Origin of the sequence: Streptomyces sp. RLB3-17, assembly GCF_007113425.2 — a bacterium.
Taxonomy (GTDB): domain Bacteria; phylum Actinomycetota; class Actinomycetes; order Streptomycetales; family Streptomycetaceae; genus Streptomyces; species Streptomyces mirabilis_D.
This window is the reverse complement of record NZ_CP041610.2, coordinates 2,785,878-2,803,977: the sequence shown is the minus strand read 5'-3', so window position 1 is coordinate 2,803,977 and position 18,100 is coordinate 2,785,878. Positions and strand designations below refer to the sequence as shown.

19 protein-coding genes are annotated in these 18,100 nt (G+C 71.1%); 10 read left to right on the top strand and 9 right to left on the bottom strand.

Going from position 1 to position 18,100, the window contains the following annotated elements:
- Positions 1 to 163: 163 nt before the first annotated feature.
- On the bottom strand, positions 164 to 1,024 hold the full coding sequence (locus FNV62_RS13140) for a 3-hydroxybutyryl-CoA dehydrogenase (protein ID WP_164331669.1): 861 nt from the start codon (positions 1,022 to 1,024) through the stop codon (positions 164 to 166).
- A gap of 238 nt (positions 1,025 to 1,262) precedes the next feature.
- Between FNV62_RS13140 and FNV62_RS13135 the strand changes: the two genes are divergently transcribed.
- Positions 1,263 to 2,504, top strand: coding sequence for a glycoside hydrolase family 10 protein (locus tag FNV62_RS13135; protein ID WP_097288850.1), 1,242 nt, complete (start codon positions 1,263 to 1,265; stop codon positions 2,502 to 2,504).
- A gap of 43 nt (positions 2,505 to 2,547) precedes the next feature.
- Here the strand turns inward: FNV62_RS13135 and FNV62_RS13130 are convergent, their stop codons facing one another.
- Positions 2,548 to 2,739, bottom strand: a complete 192-nt coding sequence (locus tag FNV62_RS13130; protein ID WP_054230651.1) for a DUF1918 domain-containing protein — start codon at positions 2,737 to 2,739, stop codon at positions 2,548 to 2,550.
- A 44-nt stretch (positions 2,740 to 2,783) separates the two neighbouring features.
- Positions 2,784 to 3,722, bottom strand: coding sequence for a DMT family transporter (locus FNV62_RS13125; RefSeq protein ID WP_143601100.1), 939 nt, complete (start codon positions 3,720 to 3,722; stop codon positions 2,784 to 2,786).
- Between FNV62_RS13125 and FNV62_RS13120 the strand changes: the two genes are divergently transcribed.
- Both FNV62_RS13120 and FNV62_RS13115 read left to right on the top strand, forming a co-directional pair.
- The gene (locus FNV62_RS13120; protein ID WP_413083840.1) at positions 3,625 to 5,157 is read left to right on the top strand and encodes a PLP-dependent aminotransferase family protein; all 1,533 of its coding nucleotides are present in this window, start codon (positions 3,625 to 3,627) and stop codon (positions 5,155 to 5,157) included. The two genes, FNV62_RS13125 and FNV62_RS13120, sit on opposite strands and share 98 nt — an antisense overlap.
- A gap of 340 nt (positions 5,158 to 5,497) precedes the next feature.
- On the top strand, positions 5,498 to 6,082 hold the full coding sequence (locus FNV62_RS13115) for a histidine phosphatase family protein (RefSeq protein ID WP_054230648.1): 585 nt from the start codon (positions 5,498 to 5,500) through the stop codon (positions 6,080 to 6,082).
- Here FNV62_RS13115 and FNV62_RS13110 read toward each other — a convergent pair.
- Positions 6,079 to 6,534, bottom strand: a complete 456-nt coding sequence (locus FNV62_RS13110; RefSeq protein ID WP_144315242.1) for a DUF6314 family protein — start codon at positions 6,532 to 6,534, stop codon at positions 6,079 to 6,081. The genes FNV62_RS13115 and FNV62_RS13110 overlap by 4 nt on opposite strands.
- Before the next feature lie 154 nt (positions 6,535 to 6,688).
- On the opposite strand from FNV62_RS13110, the gene FNV62_RS13105 reads away from it, so the two are divergent.
- On the top strand, positions 6,689 to 9,163 hold the full coding sequence (locus tag FNV62_RS13105) for an alpha-L-arabinofuranosidase C-terminal domain-containing protein (RefSeq protein WP_144315241.1): 2,475 nt from the start codon (positions 6,689 to 6,691) through the stop codon (positions 9,161 to 9,163).
- Here the strand turns inward: FNV62_RS13105 and FNV62_RS13100 are convergent.
- The 3 genes from FNV62_RS13100 to FNV62_RS13090 form a co-directional block, all read right to left on the bottom strand.
- On the bottom strand, positions 9,150 to 9,593 hold the full coding sequence (locus FNV62_RS13100) for a carboxymuconolactone decarboxylase family protein (RefSeq protein WP_097283948.1): 444 nt from the start codon (positions 9,591 to 9,593) through the stop codon (positions 9,150 to 9,152). The genes FNV62_RS13105 and FNV62_RS13100 overlap by 14 nt on opposite strands.
- Positions 9,590 to 10,003 (bottom strand): MerR family transcriptional regulator, encoded by a 414-nt coding sequence (locus FNV62_RS13095; RefSeq protein ID WP_144315240.1) that lies wholly within the window; start codon positions 10,001 to 10,003, stop codon positions 9,590 to 9,592. Before FNV62_RS13095 ends, FNV62_RS13100 begins: the two co-directional genes overlap by 4 nt.
- A 113-nt stretch (positions 10,004 to 10,116) precedes the next feature.
- Positions 10,117 to 10,926, bottom strand: a complete 810-nt coding sequence (locus FNV62_RS13090; RefSeq protein ID WP_143601097.1) for a LysR family substrate-binding domain-containing protein — start codon at positions 10,924 to 10,926, stop codon at positions 10,117 to 10,119.
- Positions 10,927 to 10,983: 57 nt separating this feature from the next.
- Between FNV62_RS13090 and FNV62_RS13085 the strand changes: the two genes are divergently transcribed.
- On the top strand, positions 10,984 to 11,412 hold the full coding sequence (locus FNV62_RS13085) for a DUF5997 family protein (protein ID WP_143601096.1): 429 nt from the start codon (positions 10,984 to 10,986) through the stop codon (positions 11,410 to 11,412).
- Positions 11,413 to 11,543: 131 nt separating this feature from the next.
- On the opposite strand, the gene FNV62_RS13080 is transcribed toward FNV62_RS13085, so the two are convergent.
- Entirely contained in the window at positions 11,544 to 12,287 is a 744-nt protein-coding gene (locus FNV62_RS13080) for a VOC family protein (RefSeq protein WP_144315239.1), read from the bottom strand.
- 76 nt (positions 12,288 to 12,363) lie between these two features.
- Between FNV62_RS13080 and argC the strand changes: the two genes are divergently transcribed.
- The 5 genes from argC to FNV62_RS13055 are packed head-to-tail and all read left to right on the top strand — an operon-like array spanning position 12,364 to position 17,206.
- On the top strand, positions 12,364 to 13,392 hold the full coding sequence (gene argC, locus FNV62_RS13075) for an N-acetyl-gamma-glutamyl-phosphate reductase (protein ID WP_143612882.1): 1,029 nt from the start codon (positions 12,364 to 12,366) through the stop codon (positions 13,390 to 13,392).
- On the top strand, positions 13,389 to 14,540 hold the full coding sequence (gene argJ / locus FNV62_RS13070; RefSeq protein WP_054230639.1) for a bifunctional glutamate N-acetyltransferase/amino-acid acetyltransferase ArgJ: 1,152 nt from the start codon (positions 13,389 to 13,391) through the stop codon (positions 14,538 to 14,540). Before argC ends, argJ begins: the two co-directional genes overlap by 4 nt.
- Positions 14,537 to 15,457 (top strand): acetylglutamate kinase, encoded by a 921-nt coding sequence (argB, locus tag FNV62_RS13065; protein WP_054230638.1) that lies wholly within the window; start codon positions 14,537 to 14,539, stop codon positions 15,455 to 15,457. Before argJ ends, argB begins: the two co-directional genes overlap by 4 nt.
- Positions 15,454 to 16,659 carry an acetylornithine transaminase gene (locus FNV62_RS13060; protein WP_143607623.1) on the top strand — a complete coding sequence of 402 codons (1,206 nt, stop codon included), beginning with the start codon at positions 15,454 to 15,456 and terminating at the stop codon, positions 16,657 to 16,659. Before argB ends, FNV62_RS13060 begins: the two co-directional genes overlap by 4 nt.
- A gap of 10 nt (positions 16,660 to 16,669) precedes the next feature.
- Complete coding sequence (locus FNV62_RS13055) at positions 16,670 to 17,206, top strand: arginine repressor (RefSeq protein WP_054230636.1); 537 nt, start codon at positions 16,670 to 16,672, stop codon at positions 17,204 to 17,206.
- A gap of 140 nt (positions 17,207 to 17,346) precedes the next feature.
- Here the strand turns inward: FNV62_RS13055 and FNV62_RS13050 are convergent, their stop codons facing one another.
- Positions 17,347 to 18,084, bottom strand: coding sequence for an FAD:protein FMN transferase (locus tag FNV62_RS13050; RefSeq protein WP_181361006.1), 738 nt, complete (start codon positions 18,082 to 18,084; stop codon positions 17,347 to 17,349).
- Positions 18,085 to 18,100: the final 16 nt, after the last annotated feature.

Below are 18,100 nucleotides of genomic sequence, written 5' to 3'. Positions count from 1 at the left end.
GTGGACACGTGGGGAGCGTGTGCGAGGGGCATATGCGAGCCCGGCGCGCACACGGCGTGTGAATGGCGCGGGCCCGGCACCGAAAGGGGTGCCGGGCCCGCGTACGCCTGAGTTTCACCGTACGTAATCAGGTGACGGTGCGAAAGGGGGCGATCCTACGTGTTCAGGCGTAGGTGTAGAAGCCCGAGCCGGACTTCCGACCGAGCCGGCCCGCGTCCACCATGCGCTGGAGCAGCGGGGGAGCGGCGTACAGCGGCTCCTTGTACTCCTCGTACATCGAATAGGCGACCGAGGCCACCGTGTCCAGGCCGATCAGGTCGGAGAGCTTGAGCGGGCCCATCGGGTGGGCGCAGCCCAGCTCCATGCCGTTGTCGATGTCCTCGCGGCTGGCGATGCCCGACTCGAACATCCGGATCGCGGAGAGCAGATACGGGATCAGCAGCGCGTTGACGACGAACCCGGAGCGGTCCTGGGCGCGGATCGCGTGCTTGCCGAGGGCCTTCTCGGCGAACAGCTGAGCCCGGCCGAGGGTGCCCTCGGAGGTGGTCAGCGCCGGGATCAGCTCGACGAGCTGCTGCACCGGAGCCGGGTTGAAGAAGTGGATGCCGACGACCTGGTCGGGGCGCGAGGTGGCGACCGCGAGGCGCACCAGCGGGATGGAGGAGGTGTTGGAGGCGAGGATCGCGTCCTGCCGGGTCACCACCTGGTCGAGCACCTGGAAGATCTCGGTCTTCACCTGCTCGTTCTCGACGACCGCCTCGATCACCAGATCGCGGTCGGCGAACTCGCCGAGGTCGGTGGTGAAGCTGAGCCGCTCCTGGGTGGCGGTGAGCTCGTCCGCGGAGATCTTTCCGCGCTCGGCGGCCTTGGCGAGGGAGTTGAACAGCCGGGTACGGCCGATCTCCAGGGCCTCACCGGTGGTCTCGGCGACCTTGACGTCGAGACCCGCGCGGGCGCAGACCTCGGCGATGCCCGCTCCCATCTGGCCGCAGCCCACCACTCCGACGCGTTCGATGTCGGTCACATCGTCCCCTTCGCTGATCTACGGCTGTCGCAGGGCCCCCGTTGTTCGGTGCCTGCTCCGATCGTGCACGTCCCGTGCACGTTACTCCGAAGTATCGATGATCGATCGCCCGGGTGGGGCATGCTGGCCGAGGAGACGATCCGTGACCGGACGGATCCGGAGCGTGGAGGAGCGGGGTGCGATGGGGCGGACGGCGGGAACGGGGCGGGGGTCACGGCGGACGTTCACCGTGGCGGCGATGGCGACGCTGACGGGTCTCGTCACGGAGGGGGAGCCGGGTCTCGGCTCGGCGGAGGACTCGGCTGCCGTACCCCGTTCCGGGGGAACCCGGGGGCCCGGTCGGCCACGGACGGCCTCCGAGCTGCGGGGCATGTGGCTGTCGACCGTCCTCAACCGCGACTGGCCCTCGCGAGCCGGCCTGTCCGTCGCCCGTCAGCGCGCCGAACTCCTCGCCCACCTCGACAGGGCGGTCGACCGCCGCCTGAACGCCGTGTTCTTCCAGGTCCGCCCCACGGCCGACGCGTTCTGGCCCTCGTCGTACGAGCCGTGGTCGCAGTACCTCACCGGCGTCCAGGGCAGGGACCCCGGCTGGGACCCGCTCGGCACGGCGGTGCGGGAGGCCCACGCGCGCGGCCTCGAACTGCACGCCTGGTTCAACCCGTACCGCGTCGCGAACCACTCCGACCCCGGCAGACTCGTGGCGACCCACCCGGCCCGCAAGCACCCGCACTGGGTCGTCCCCTATGGCGGCAGGCTCTATTACAACCCCGGGTTGCCCGAGGTCCGCTCCTTCGTCCAGGACGCGATGCTCGACGCGGTGCGGTCGTACGCGATCGACGCCGTGCACTGGGACGACTATTTCTACCCGTACCCGGCCGAGGGCCAGGTCTTCGACGACGACGCCGCGTACCGGACGCACGGCGCGGGCTTCGCGGACCGGGCCGCCTGGCGGCGCGACAACGTCGACAGACTGGTGCGGGAGACGGCCACCCGCATCCCGCTGATCCGGCCCGGTACCCGTTTCGGGATCAGCCCGTTCGGGGTGTGGCGCAACCACGCGACCGACCCGCGGGGCTCGGACACCCGGGCCGCCGTGCAGACGTACGACGATCTGCACGCCGACACCAGGAAATGGGTCCGCGAGCGGTGGATCGACTACATCGTCCCGCAGGTCTACTGGAACCTCGGCTTCGCCGCCGCCGACTACGCGCGGCTCGTGCCCTGGTGGGCGGCGGTCTCACAGGGCACGGGCGTGAAGCTGTACATCGGCGAAGCGCTCTACAAGGCCGGTGACCCCGCGCAGCCCGCGGCCTGGCAGGACCCGGCCGAACTCTCCCGGCACCTCACCTTCGCGCGCGAACACACTCAAGTACGCGGACACGTCTTCTTCTCCGCCAAGGAGGTCGACGGCGACCGCGTCGGAGCGATGGCGCGGGTCGTGTCCGACCACTACCAGCGGCCGGCGCGACCCGCGCGCTGAATCTCTGCCCGAATGTCTACAGCTGGTCCTCGTGCCCGAATGTCTACAGCGGGTCCTTGTGACGGATTTCCGAGTCGGGGCCCGGTGAGCAGATCGCCTCGTGCCCGTCCGTGAAGCGCACGCGGTACGGGGGCGTGCCCTCCGTTCCTATTACTTCGGTGATCTCCGCGACCTTGTCGTGCTGCCCGACAACCCTGCCGTGCTGCACGAGCTTGTCGCCCACGTCTGCATGCATCTGAAGGGTCTCCTCGTCATCTGCGGGAGTAACGGTCCTGGGGCTCAGCCCCGCGCTCGCTGGGTGAGCGCGATGCAGATCAGCACGGCCGCGGCCGTCAGCGGCGCGGCCGGTGTGAGCTGCTCGCCGAGGAGCAGTACCGACCACACCAGTGTGAGCAGCGGCTGCGCCAGCTGCAACTGGCTGGCCTTGGGAATTCCGATCGCCGCCATCCCGCGGTACCAGACGACCAGACCCAGGAACTGCGATCCGGCGGCCACCCACAGCAGCCCCGCCACGCTGTGCGCCGACAGGTGGACCGGCTCGTACGACAGCGCCACCAGCGCGCCCGGCACCGACAGCGGCAGACACAGGACCAGCGCCCAGCCGATGACCTGCCACCCCGGCATGGTCCGGGCGAGCCGGCCGCCCTCGGTGTAGCCGGCCGCGCAGATCAGCAGCGCCCCGAAGAGATAGGCGTCCGCGCTGCTCAGCGCCCCACCGCTCTGCTGCACGGTGAACGCGATCACCGCGGCCGCGCCCGCGAGGGCGGCGCCCCAGAACATCCGTGAGGGGCGCGCGCCGGTCCGCAGTGCCGACAGCAGCGCGGTCGTCAGCGGCAGCAGCCCGACGACCACGGCCGCGTGGGCGGTGGTGGACGTCTGCAGCGCGAGCGTCGTCAGCAGGGGGAAGCCGAGCACGACACCGGCGGCCACCACGGCGAGCCCCGCCCAGTGCCGGCGGGCCGGTACGGGCACGCGCAGCGCCAGCAGACAGCCGCCCGCGATGACGGCGGCGAGAACGCTGCGCACGGCCACCAGCGACCAGGGGCCGAAGCCTTCCAGGCCCCAGGCGGTGGCGGGGAAGGTGAGGGAGAAGGCGGTGACGCCGAGCGCGGCCTGGAGGGTGCCGGAACGGCGGTCCGCCGGGGGCCCCTGCTCGGGCGTCCTGGGCGTGCTGACCGCTATCTCGATCTGGTCAATAGCGCTACTCTGTGCTCTCATGCAAGAGCGTAGCAGTGTCGGAGACCTGGCGAAGCAGCTGCGGCAAGAGCTGGACCGCTACTCGCCTGGTGGAAAGCTGCCATCGAGCCGGGCCCTCGTCGAGCGGTTCCGGGTGAGCCCGGTGACGGTGTCGCGGGCACTGGCTCAGCTCGCCGCCGAGGGGCTGGTGGTGACCCGGCCGGGCGCCGGCGCGTTCCGCGCGCACCCGCGTACGTCCGTCGCGCCCGCCGGGGACACCTCCTGGCAGGAGGTCACGCTGAGCGCGGACGCCGCGACGGAACTCGTCCCGCGCACGGTGGACGCCTCCGGGGTCCTCGCCTCGCTCGCCGCCCCGCCGCCCGGCGTCGTCGAGTTCAACGGCGGCTATCTGCACCCCTCGCTCCAGCCCGAGCGGGCCATGGGGGCGGCCCTGTCGCGGGCGGGCCGGCGTCCCGGCGCCTGGTCGCGGCCGCCGATGGAGGGGCTGACGGAGCTGCGCGAGTGGTTCGCGCGGGGGATCGGTGGTGCGATCACCGCCGCGGAGGTGCTCGTCACGGCGGGCGGCCAGTCCGCGCTGACCACCGCGCTCAGGGCACTCGCCCCGCCGGGGGCCCCGGTCCTGGTCGAGTCGCCCACGTACCCGGGCATGCTGGCGATCGCCCGCGCGGCGGGCCTCAGGCCGGTCCCCGTACCGGTCGACGCGGACGGGGTGAAACCGGACCTGCTCGCCGACGCCTTCAGGGCGACCGGCGCCCGGGTGTTCGTCTGCCAGCCGCTGTTCCAGAACCCGACCGGCGCCGTGCTCGCCCCCGAGCGGCGCGCGGAGGTGGTGCGGATCGCGCGCGAGGCGGGCGCCTTCGTCATCGAGGACGACTTCGTACGACGTCTGGTGCACGAGGACGCGGGGCCCCTGCCGCGTCCGCTGGCCGCCGAGGATCCCGACGGGGTCGTCGTGCACGTCTCCTCCCTGACCAAGGCGACCTCGCCGAGCTTCCGGGTCAGTGCGCTGGCCGCGCGCGGTCCGGTCCTCGAACGACTGCGTGCCATCCAGGTCGTGGACACCTTCTTCGTGCCGCGTCCCCTTCAGGAGGCCGCGCTCGGACTGGTCGGCTCGCCCGCGTGGCCCCGTCATCTGCGGGCCGTGTCCGCCGAGTTGAGGAACCGCCGCGACACGATGACGGCCGCGCTCCGGCTGGCGCTCCCCGAACTCGCCCTGCCCCACATCCCCTCCGGCGGCTACCACCTGTGGCTCCGCCTGCCCGACGGCACCGACGAGTCCGCCCTGGTCTTCGCCGCTCTCCGCGAGGGCGTGGCCGTCGCCCCCGGCCGCCCCTACTTCAGCGCGGAGCCCCCTGCCGGGCACCTCCGGTTGAGTTTCGCGGCGGTCGGGGGGACGGGGGAGATCACGGAGGGGGTACGACGGCTGAGGGCGGCGTGCGACGGGGTACTGCGGTGAGTGGCGCCGACGCGGCCCGCGGGGCGCGGCGAAGATCCGCTGGTTCGGTCACGGCGGCTACGGCGTCGTCAAGTACGACCGCACCAGCGGCGCCCGTCGCGTCCACGTGCCGGCGACGCCCGCCTGCGCAGCGAGGCCGTGTTCGTCCCCGCCGCCGGATCCCCGACACCGACCTCGGCACCTCCGCCGGCTGGCCCCCAGTGGCCCCCAGGGGGATCCCCCGGGGGCCCGGCCCCGCCCCCTCCGACAGGTCCGCTTCGGCAAGCACACTCCGCCAAGGCTGCGTATACCTTGCGTAACGCCTATTGACCTGCGGAGTCCCGCACTCCACGATCTCCGCATGCATCTTCGGGTCACTTTCGTCGCCGCCGCTCGCAGCTCCTCGCTGCTGGCCGAACGCTTCGAGGACGACCGGCCGCTGGACCAGGCCGGCTGGGACGAGGTGCAGCGCGCCGCCCCGGAACTGGTACCACTGGCGGCGGCCGAGCTGCGCTACTGCTCACCGACCCCGCGCAGCCGCGCCACCGGCGACGCCCTCGGGTACGCGCCGCTGGCGCAACCCGCGCTGCGCGACTGCGACATGGGCCGCTGGCGCGGCTTCACGCTGGGTGAGGCGATGGCCCGCGAGCCGTCGGCGGTCGACGCCTGGCTCGCCGATCCGCGCTCCGCCCCGCACGGCGGCGAGTCCCTGACCTCGTTCATCTCCCGCGTCGGCGGCTGGCTCGACACCCGCCCGGCGGACGACGGCAGCCGGATCGTCGCGGTGGCCGAACCCTCGGTGGTGCGGGCCGCGCTCGTCTACGCGCTCAAGGCCCAGCCCTCGGCGTACTGGAACATCGACGTCCGCCCCCTGTCGACGATCACCCTCACCGGCGTCAACGGCCGCTGGAACCTGCGCCTGGAAGGCGTGCCGCAGCACGCCTAGGGCAGCCGTGTGTAGTCGGTCGTGAGGACCAGGTCCTTGGCGGGGCCGCCCACCCGCCACACCGTGCGCCAGTGGTTCTCGTCCCGCACCGTGAACTCGCCCCGGTAGAGGTCCGCCGCGCACGGGTGGTCGGCGACGTACCGGCCGGTGCTCAGGTCCAGGTCGTGGAAGGGGCGGCCGTCGGAGAACCGGACGAGGGCCGTCGCCGGGCTCGGCCCCGGCAGGAACCGCAGCGTCCGTTCGGCGGGCCGGGGCGTGCCCTGCCACACGAACGTGCCGGATTCCTGGTGCAGAAGTCCGTGCGGCGCTCCCGGTTCCCCCAGCGGGCCGAAAACCGTCGTCCCCGTGAACCGCCCCTCCGCACCGCTCACGAGATCCCGCACCGAGCGCTCCACCCGCCAGCTCCCGCTCAGGTGGGCGAGCACGTCCGTCACTGGCCAGAACTCGCCCATACCGTCCCGCTCTCCGTCCCATGCGATGCTGCGCGACCCATTGACGCGCTCTGACCCCCTCCCTATCTTGCCGTTCGAAGTATTGATCGTTGTCCGAAATTCCGAACAACTCAAGACCTCGAACAACTCAACACGACAGAGCCGCGGAGTATCCATGTCACGCACCCGCACCCGTTGGAGACTCGGACTCACGGCCACCGCACTCCTGGTGGCCTCAGCCGTCGTTCCCGGGCCCGCCCACGCCGCCGACGTCACCGACTACGCGATCACCGTCGACCCGAAGGGCTCGGGCGCGAAGATCGACGACACCATGTACGGCGTCTTCTTCGAGGACATCAATCGCGCCGCGGACGGCGGACTGTACGCGGAACTCGTACAGAACCGGTCGTTCGAGTACGGCACCGCCGACAACAGGTCCTATACGCCGCTCACCTCCTGGGCCACCACGGGCACCGCGACGACCGTGGACGACGACGGGCGCCTCAACGCCCGCAACCGCACCTACCTCGCGCTGGGCGCCGGCTCGTCCGTCACCAACTCCGGTTACAACACCGGGATCAGGGTCGAGAGCGGCAAGACGTACGACTTCTCGGTCTGGGCCCGCGCGGACGCGAGGACGCCGCTCACCGTGACCCTGCACGACGCCGACGGCGCGCTCGCCGAGGCCCGGCAGGTCACCGCGCGCGGCGGCTGGGCCAAGTACCGGGCCAGGTTCACCGCGACCCGCGACAGCACCACCGGGCGCCTCACCGTCGCCGCCGACGCCCCCGTCGCGCTCGACATGATCTCGCTCATCCCGCGGGACACGTACAAGGGCCACGGCCTGCGCAAGGACCTCGCCGAGAAGATCGCCGCCCTGCACCCCGGCTTCGTGCGCTTCCCCGGCGGCTGCCTGGTCAACACCGGCAGCATGCAGGGCTACGACGAGGCCTCGGGCTATCAGCGCCGGCGCTCGTACCAGTGGAAGGACACCATCGGCCCGGTCGAGCAGCGCGCCACCAACTCCAACTTCTGGGGCTACAACCAGAGTTACGGACTCGGCTACTACGAGTACTTCCAGTTCGCCGAGGACATCGGCGCCATGCCGCTGCCCGTGGTGCCCGCGCTCGTCACCGGCTGTGGCCAGAACCAGGCCACCGACGACGACGCGCTCCTCAAGCGCCACATCCAGGACACCCTCGATCTCATCGAGTTCGCCAACGGGCCGGTGACCAGCGAATGGGGCAGGAAGCGGGCGGCGATGGGCCACCCCAAGCCCTTCCACCTCACCCACCTCGAAGTCGGCAACGAGGAGAACCTCCCCGACGAGTTCTTCGCCCGCTTCAAGCAGTTCCGCGCCGCCGTCCAGGCCAAGTACCCGAACATCAAGGTGATCTCGAACGCCGGACCCGACGACTCCGGCGCCACCTTCGACACCGCCTGGAAGCTCAACAAGGAAGCGAACGTCGACATGGTCGACGAGCACTACTACAACAGCACCCAGTGGTTCCTGCAGAACAACGACCGCTACGACTCCTACGACAGGAACGGTCCCAAGGTCTTCCTCGGCGAGTACGCCTCCGGTGGCAACACCTTCAAGAACGCCCTCGCCGAGGCCGCGTACATGACCGGTCTGGAGCGCAACGCGGACGTCGTCAAGCTCGCCTCGTACGCGCCGCTGCTCGCCAACGAGGACTACGTGCAGTGGCGGCCCGACATGATCTGGTTCAACAACCACGCCTCGTGGGGTTCGGCCGACTACGAGGTGCAGAAGCTGTTCATGAACAACGTCGGCGACCGGGTGGTGCCGTCGACGGCCACCACCACGCCCTCGCTGAGCGCGCCCATCTCCGGCGCCGTCGGCCTGTCGACCTGGGCGACCACGGCGGCGTACGACGATGTGTTGGTGACCGGTGCCGACGGCACCACGCTGCTCAGCGACGACTTCAGCGGTGACGCCTCCCGGTGGACCCACACCGGCGGCGGGAGCTGGAGCCTTCAGGACGGCCAGTACGTGCAGACCGACGTGGGCGCCGAGAACACCATGGTGTCGGCGGGCGACCCGGCCTGGCACGACTACGACCTGCACGTGAAGGCCACCAAGAAGTCCGGCAAGGAGGGCTTCCTCGTCGCCTTCGGCGTCAAGGACACCGGCAACTACTACTGGTGGAACCTCGGCGGCTGGAACAACACCACGACCGCGGTCGAACAGGCCGTCGACGGCGGCAAGTCGACGCTGATCTCCAAGCCCGGCACGATCGAGACGGGCAAGGCGTACGACGTCGACATCAAGGTCCGCGGCCGGCAGGTGACCCTCTACCTGGACGGCCAGGAGTGGGGGAGCTTCAAGGACGACAAGCCCGCGGAGCCGTTCCGTCAGGTCGTCACGCGGGACGCGAGGACCGGCGACCTGATCGTCAAGGTCGTCAACGCGCAGGCGGCGGACGCCCGTACCGCGATCGACCTGGGCGGGGCGAAGGCGGCCAGCAAGGCCGCCGTCACCACCCTCCGGGCGGCGCCGGAGGCGGTGAACTCGGAGGCGGTGACCGCGGTCGCCCCCGTGAAGTCCACCTTCGACGGCGTCGCCGACAAGTTCACCTACACCTTCCCGGCGAACTCCGTGACCTTCCTGCGGATCAGGCAGCGGTAGTCGGAGGCGTGGGCTGCTGCCCGGCGGGCAGCAGCCCACGCTCGGCGAAGACCTTCTTCGCGACCAGGCTCGCGTTCATCGCCTTCGGTATGCCGCAGTAGACGGCCGAGTGCAGCAGCGACTCCACGATCTCGTCCGGCGAAAGACCCACGTTCAGGGCCGCGTTGACGTGCACCTCCAACTGGGTCTCACAGCCGCCGAGCGCGGTGAGCATGCCCAGCGTCACCAACTGGCGGTCGCGCGGGGCGAGTCCGGGCCGGTCGTAGATGTCGCCGAAGGCCCAGGAGACGATCTGGTGGCCGAGTTCCGGATTGATGTCGCCGAGCGCGTCGACGACGCGCTGTCCGGCCTCGCCGTCGACGCGCTTGAGGACCTCCAGGCCGTGCTCGAAGCGCTCCTCGCGAGTGGTGGCGGTGTTCGTGAGCGTCATGGGAGTTGGTCCGATCCCGGCCGGTCGAGCAGCCGTTCGTAGTGGTCGATCTTGTCGTCGAGGGAAGCCGCGTTGCGGCGCAGCGCCCGGATGCGGTCCGCGAGGTCGGCGCGGTGCTCCCGGAGCATCGCGAGCCGGTCGGGAACCGTGGCGTCGCCGCGCGCCCGCAACGCGGCGAACCGCTGCATGTCCGCGATCGACATGCCCGTCTCGCGCAGCCGGATGAGGAACTCCAGCCAGGCCAGGTCGGCCGCCTCGTAGCGCCGCTGGTTCCCGGTGGTCCGGCCGACCCGTTGGATCAGGCCGGCCTTCTCGTAGTACCGCAGCGTGTCGTGCGAGAGTCCGGTGCGCTCGACGACCTGGGCGATCGTGAGCGTCGGCCCTTGTGGGAGAGGCTGTTCGCTGGCCATGGAGAAACCGTAGAACCTGGAGTGTGCTCCAGGTCAAGCTTCATCTGCCGGGCCATTCCGGTCTTCATCAGCCGGGCCATCCTGACGAGGGGCCGACGGCGTTTCGGCCCAGGTCAGGAACGACCGCGGGGCTTGCCCCGCTTGGCGCCTCCCTTGGCGCCTCCGGAACCGCCGCCGCGGGGGTTCCGGCCGGTCGTCGACTTGCCGGACGACTTGCCGGACGACTTGCCCGCGGCGGGCTTGCGCCGTGCGCCGCCGCCCGTCTCGGGACGCTTGGCCTTCGTCGGGGCAGCGGGCGCCGCCGGGGCCTGGGCGCGTCCCCGTGAGCTGTTGACGGTCCGGCCGCGGACGATCCCGATGAAGTCCTCGACCAGATCGGTGGTCGCGTCCTGCGGCCAGGACAGCGCGACGCGTGACTCCGGGGCGTCCGTGACCGGCCGGTAGGTGAGGTCCTTGCGGTGGTGCAGGCGGGCGAGGGACTGGGGGACGACGAGGAGCCCGATGCCCGCCGCCACGAGTTCGACGGCGTCCGCCGTGGTGGCGGGGCGCTCGAACGCGGGCTGCCCCGGCGGACGCTCCCAGTCGAGCGTGTCGTCGAGGGGGTGCAGCACGATCTCGTCGGCGAGATCCTCGGAGGTCACCTCGTCGACCGCCGCCACGATGTGGTCCTTGGGGACCACGACCACCGTCGTCTCGGTGTAGAGAGGGATCGCGCTGAGGTCCTCCCGGTCGACCGGCAGCCGGACGAATCCGGCGTCGGCGCCGCGACTCCGCAGCACGTCGAACGCCTCGTCGGTGGAGACCGCGACGAGGGTGAGGGGGATGTCGGGCAGCCGCTCGTTCCAGATCCGCACCCACTTCGTGGGCGTCACTCCCGGGACATAGGCGAGCCGGAACGAAGGGGGTACTTCCGAGCCTGTCACCTCGCCAGGCTATCGGTCGTGGTCGGAGGTCGCGCACACGCTCGATACCCTTGACGCATGACGTCGCACCAGACCACCCAGACCATGAAGCCCGCCACCGCGGCGAAGAAGCTGGGTGTGTACCTCGAGGCCACCCCCGCCGAGTTCCAGGAGGGCGTCGTCTCGCGCGCCGAGCTGACCGCCCTGCAGGCCGATCCGCCCGCGTGGCTCCAGGAGCTGCGGCGCAACGGCCCGCACCCCCGGCCCGTGGTCGCCGCGCGGCTGGGCATCTCCATCGCCGGGCTCGCCCGCGGCGGGGTCACCGAGGCCCTCACCACGGAGCAGATCGACGCCCTGAAGCAGGAGGACCCGGGATGGCTGCGCCGGGAGCGCGCCACCCAGGCCGAGGTCCGCAAGGAAGAGGTCCGCATCAAGGAGAAGCGCGCGGAGCAGCACGCCGAGCGGAACACGGAGCGCGCCGCCCAGCCCCGCACCTCCCGCCCCTGACCTGCACCTCCCGCCCCTGACCCGGCCCTCCCTGACCCGGCTCTCCCGCCCCTGACCCCACCCCACGCGCGTCCGCCGCCGGCGCCCTGCGGTCGCGGTGACCGCGCCGACCGTGCCGTAGCGGCTGCGCGTCAGGACCGGCCCAGGACGCAGAACTCGTGTCCCTCCGGGTCGGTCAGGCACGTCCACGGGACGTCGCCCTGGCCGAGGTCGAGGTCGGTGGCGCCGAGGCCCCGCAGCCGGGCCACCTCCGCTGCTTTGTCGTCACCGGGGTAGGGCAGCAGGTCGAGATGGACGCGGTCCGGCACGGTCTTCACGCCGGGCTTGCGGAGGAACTCGAGATAGGGGCCGACCCCCTTGGCGGAGCGCAACACGGCGTGATCGTCGGTCACCTCGTGCAGGGTCCAGTCCGTCGCCTCACCCCAGAACCGGGCCATGGCCCGCGGATCCGCGCAGTCGACCACCACCGCGGCGATGGGCCCGGTGTCCCGGTAGATCTCCCGGGGCTCCAGCACGCAGAACTCGTTGCCCTCCGGGTCGGCGAGGACCGTCCACGGCACGTCGCCCTGGCCCACGTCGGCGGGCGTCGCACCGAGAGCCCGGAGGCGTGCGACCAACTCCGCCTGATGGGGCGCGGAGGTGGTGGCGAGATCGAGGTGCACACGGTTCTTCGTCGTTGTCTTGGGTTCCGGGACGGTGACGACGTCGATGCAGACGGCGACCGGGTCCGGCCAGACGAAGCCGCCGCCGGGTTCGACGTTGGTCACGCCGGGTCCCTCGCTGGAAACACCCCAGCCGAGCGCCTCCGCCCAGAACCGGCCGACCGCCGAGTCGTCAAGAGCCTTTATGTTCACCTGAACAGGTCGCAGTGCCATGACGGTGATCCTATACGGGCGGATTGCATAAACGTGCAGCGAAACGTATAGTCATGCCATCTAGGAGGAGGGTTCCATGGTGGTACGCGCAGCAGTGGCGGGAGCGAGTGGGTACGCGGGCGGCGAAGCCCTGCGTCTGCTCCTGGCGCACCCCGAGGTCGAGATCGGCGCCCTGACCGGCAACTCCAACGCGGGTCAGCGCCTCGGCGCACTGCAGCCGCACCTGCTGCCGCTGGCCGACCGAGTCCTCCAGGAGACCACCCCGGACGTCCTCGCCGGCCACGACGTCGTCTTCCTCGCGCTGCCCCACGGGCAGTCCGCCGCCGTCGCCGAGCAGCTCGGCCCCGACGTCCTCGTCGTCGACATGGGCGCCGACTTCCGGCTCAGGGACCCGGCGGACTGGGAGAAGTTCTACGGCTCCGCGCACGCCGGCACCTGGCCCTACGGCCTTCCCGAACTGCCGGGCGCCCGCGCCGCGCTGGAGGGGTCCAAGCGCATCGCGGTGCCCGGTTGCTACCCGACGGCCGTCTCCCTCGCCCTCTTCCCGGCGTACGCGGCCGCACTCGCCGAACCCGAGGCCGTGATCGTCGCCGCGTCCGGGACCTCCGGCGCGGGCAAGGCGGCCAAGCCCCACCTGCTCGGCAGCGAGGTCATGGGCTCCATGTCCCCGTACGGAGTCGGCGGCGTCCACCGGCACACCCCCGAGATGATCCAGAACCTCGGTGCGGCGGCGGGGGAGCCGGTCACCGTCTCCTTCACACCCACCCTCGCGCCGATGCCCCGGGGCATCCTCGCCACGTGCAGCGCGAAGGCGCGTGAAGGGGTCACCGCCGAGTCCCTGCGCGCCGCGTACGAGAAGGCGTTCGCCGACGAACCCTTCGTCCACCTGCTGCCCGAGGGGCAGTGGCCCGCCACCGCGTCCGTCTACGGTTCCAACGCCGTTCAGGTCCAGGTCGCGTACGACGAAGCGACGCACCGCATCATCGCGATCAGCGCCATCGACAACCTGACCAAGGGCACGGCCGGCGGGGCCGTGCAGAGCATGAACATCGCCCTCGGGCTTCCCGAGGAAACGGGTCTTTCCACGATCGGAGTCGCACCGTGAGCGTCACCGCTGCCCAGGGCTTCACCGCCTCCGGCATCGCAGCAGGCATCAAGGAGAACGGCAACCCGGACCTGGCCCTCGTGGTCAACAACGGGCCCCGCCTCGCCGCCGCGGGCGTCTTCACCTCCAACCGCGTGAAGGCCGCGCCGGTCCTCTGGTCCGAGCAGGTCCTCAAGGGCGGTCAGGTCTCCGCCGTGATCCTCAACTCCGGCGGTGCCAACGCCTGCACGGGCCCCAAGGGCTTCCAGGACACGCACGCGACCGCCGAGAAGGTCGCCGCGGTCCTCGACGTCAACGCCGGCGAGGTCGCCGTCGCGTCGACCGGGCTCATCGGCGTACTCCTGCCGATGGACAAGCTGCTGCCCGGGGTCGAGTCGGCCGCCGCACAGCTCTCCGCGCACGGCGGCGAGAAGGCCGCCATCGCCATCAAGACCACCGACACCGTGCACAAGACCTCGGTGCACACGGGCGACGGCTGGAGCGTCGGCGGCATGGCCAAGGGCGCGGGCATGCTCGCCCCCGGCCTCGCCACCATGCTCGTCGTGCTGACGACGGACGCGGACCTCGACTCCGAGACCCTCGACAGGGCGCTGCGCGCCGCCACCCGCACCACCTTCGACCGCGTCGACTCCGACGGCTGCATGTCGACCAACGACACCGTGCTGCTGCTCGCCTCCGGAGCCAGTGCGGTCACCCCGCAGTACGCGGAGTTCGCCGAGGCCGTACGCGCGGTCTGCGACGATCTCGGGCAGCAGCTCATCCGGGACGCCGAGGGCGCGAGCAAGGACATCAAGATCGAGGTCGTGAACGCCGCGAGCGAGGACGACGCCGTCGAGGTGGGCCGCTCCATCGCCCGCAACAACCTCCTCAAGTGCGCGATCCACGGCGAGGACCCCAACTGGGGACGCGTGCTGTCCGCGATCGGCACGACCGGCGCCGCCTTCGAGCCCGACCAGCTCAACGTCGCCATCAACGGCGTCTGGGTCTGCAAGAACGGCGGCGTCGGCGAGGACCGCGAGCTCGTCGACATGCGCTACCGCGAGGTCCACATCGTCGCCGACCTCGCCGCGGGCTCCGAGACCGCCACGATCTGGACCAACGACCTCACCGCGGACTACGTCCACGAGAACAGCGCGTACTCCTCATGACCAACGTGACGCGGAAACACACCGCACTGCCCAAGGCCCGGATCCTCATCGAGGCACTCCCGTGGCTGACCCGCCACAACGGCAAGACGGTCGTCATCAAGTTCGGCGGAAACGCCATGGTGAACGAGGAGCTGAAGGCCGCCTTCGCCCAGGACGTGGTGTTCCTGCGACAGGCAGGGCTCAAGCCCGTCGTCGTGCACGGCGGCGGCCCGCAGATCAGCGCCGCCCTCGACCGGCACGGCATCGTCAGCGAGTTCAAGGCGGGCCTGCGCGTCACCACCGAGGACGCCATGGACGTCGTACGCATGGTCCTGGCCGGTCAGGTACAGCGCGAGCTGGTCGGACTGCTCAACCAGCACGGGCCGCTCGCCGTCGGCATGACCGGCGAGGACGCGCACACCATCACCGCCACCAAGCACCAGCCCGAGATCGACGGGGAGTTGGTCGACATCGGGCGGGTGGGCGAGATCACCGCGATCGACACGGGCGCGATCGAGGCACTGCTCGCCGACGGCCGGATCCCGGTCGTCTCCTCGATCGCCCGGAGCCAGGACGACGGACATGTCTACAACGTCAATGCTGATACGGCGGCTGCGGCTCTCGCTGCGGCACTGGGCGCCGAAACCCTCATGGTCCTCACGGACGTCGAGGGCCTCTACGAGGACTGGCCCGACAGCGACGAGGTGATCAGCCGCCTGACCGCCTCCGAACTGGAGAAGCTGCTGCCGGAGCTGGCCAGCGGCATGGTGCCGAAGATGGAGGGCTGTCTGCACGCCGTGCGCAACGGCGTCACCACCGCCCGCGTCATCGACGGCCGGGTCCAGCACTCGATCCTGCTGGAGATCTTCACCGACGAGGGGATCGGCACGATGGTCGTGCCGGACGCACGGCCCGATGAACAGGGGGACGCCGAATGACCGGGACCAACGCGGAGCTCACCCAGCGGTGGCAGGGCGCGCTCATGGACAACTACGGCACCCCGCGGCTGCCGCTCGTCCGCGGCGAGGGCACCCGGCTGTGGGACGCCGACGGCAAGGAGTACCTCGACTTCGTCGGCGGTATCGCCGTCAACGCGCTCGGCCACGCCCACCCGGCGATCGTCGAGGCCGTGAGCCGGCAGATCGCCAACCTCGGCCATGTCTCCAACCTCTTCGTCGCCGAGCCGCCCGTCGCGCTCGCCGAACGGCTGCTCCAGCTCTTCGGGCGCGAGGGCCGGGTCTACTTCTGCAACTCGGGCGCCGAGGCCAACGAGGGCGCCTTCAAGATCGGCCGGCTCACCGGCCGGGGCCACATGGTGGCCACCCACGGCGGGTTCCACGGCCGCACCATGGGCGCCCTCGCGCTCACCGGCCAGCCCGGGAAGCAGGAGCCGTTCCTGCCGCTGCCCGGTGACGTCACCCACGTGCCCTACGGTGACGCGCAGGCGCTGGCCGCGGCGGTCACCGAGGACACCGCCCTGGTGATCATCGAGCCGATCCAGGGCGAGAACGGCGTGGTCGTACCTCCGCCCGGCTACCTCAAGGCCGCCCGCGCGATCACCGCCGCCACCGGCAGCCTCCTCGTCCTCGACGAGGTGCAGACCGGCATCGGCCGCACCGGACCCTGGTTCGCCTACCAGGACCACGAAGGTGTCCTGCCGGACGTCGTCACCCTCGCGAAGGGCCTCGGCGGCGGACTGCCGCTCGGCGCGACCGTCGCCTTCGGCCGGGCCGCCGAGCTGCTGAAGCCGGGCCACCACGGTTCGACCTTCGGCGGCAACCCGGTCGTCTGCGCCGCAGGACTCGCCGTCCTCGACACGATCGCGTCCGAGGGGCTCCTGGAGAACGTGAAGGCCGCGAGCGAGAAACTGCGGGGCGGAATCGAGTCACTCGGCAACCCGTTGATCGACCATGTCCGGGGTGCGGGCCTGCTCCTGGGTATCGTGCTCACCGAGCCGCTCGCGCCCCAGGTGCAGCAGGCGGCTCAGGACGCCGGTCTCCTGGTCAATGCGCCCGCCCCCGATGTCGTACGGCTGATGCCCCCGCTGAACCTGAGCGACGACGAGGTGGACGCGTTCCTCCAGGCCCTTCCCGGAGTCCTCGACGCTGTAGCCAACGGGGACGGACGAGCCAAAGAATGAGACGACGACGATGAGTCAGGCGCAGGATCACGAGCACGTCGGGCCTGCCGTGCCGCAGACCCGCACCGCACGCCACCGCCGGATCGTGGACATCCTCAACCGGCAACCGGTGCGATCCCAGAGCCAGTTGGCGAAGCTCCTCGCCGACGACGGGCTGAGCGTCACGCAGGCGACGCTCTCCCGGGACCTGGACGAGCTGAACGCGGTGAAGATCCGCAACAACGACGGCGACCTCATCTACGCGGTGCCGAGCGAGGGCGGTTTCCGCACCCCGCGCGCGCCGCTCGGGGAGTCGGCGAAGGAGGAGCGGATGCGGCGGCTCTCGTCGGAGCTGCTGATCTCCGCGGAGGCGTCCGCGAACCTCGTGGTTCTCCGTACCCCACCGGGAGCGGCGCAGTTTCTCGCCTCCGCCATCGACCAGGCCGAGCTGCAGGACATTCTCGGGACGATCGCGGGTGACGACACGCTGCTGTTGATCAGCCGGAATCCCACCGGGGGCCAGGCGCTGGCCGATCACCTGTTGCGGTTGGCCCAGAACAATCATTGAGCTGTACGACGGTGGGGGCGCACCCTGGGTCGGGGTGCGCCCCCACCGTCGTACATTCGGGTGCGGGTGCCTCGTGGTTGCTCGCGCCCACGCGGCGGAGCCGCATGATGTCAACGCCCCGCGCCCCTGAAGACGGAGACTCACCCCAGGCGCTGTGCCAGGCCCCCCGTGCACCGCACCTCGTCCCCCGCCGTGATCAGTAGGGCCTCGATGTCGGGGAGGGACTCCAGCCAGGTCAGGCCCTCTCGGGAGCCCATCGCGAAGGCCGCTGTCGCCCAGGCGTCCACCCAGGTCAGGCGGGGGCCCACCACGGTCACGGCGACCAGGTCGGTGACCGCGGAGCGGCCGGTGCGGGGGTCGACGATGTGCGCGCCGCGCTCGGCGGTGCCGGAGGTGGCCACCGACAGTTCGTCGACTCCGGCCGCGGAGACCACGGCAGCGAGTGAACCGGGACGCAGCGGGTCCGAGACGCCGACCCGCCACGGGCGGTGCGTGCCGGGCGCGCCGAGCAGCTGGACGTCGCCGCCGCCGTTCACGCTGACTCCGGTCGCGCCGGCCGCCGCGAGGTGGCGGGCCACGCGCTCGGTCGACCAGCCCTTCACGATCCCCGTCGGGTCGAGCCGGCCCTCGTACGTCGAGCTGAACCAGCCGTCGCTGACCCGCTCCGCCTCGGCACACAGGTCGAGCACCTCGGCGACCTCCGGGTCGCACTCCTCGACCGTCAGCTCCCCGCGCGCGAGGCGCGAGATCTGGCTGTCCTCCCGATAGGTGCTGAACACCTCGTCCACCCGGTGGAGTTGGGCGACCGCCTCCTCCAACGCGGTCCGCACGGCCTCGGGTTCGCCGCCCCGCACGTCGAAGGAGAAGACGGTGCCCATGACCTCTTCCGCGTGC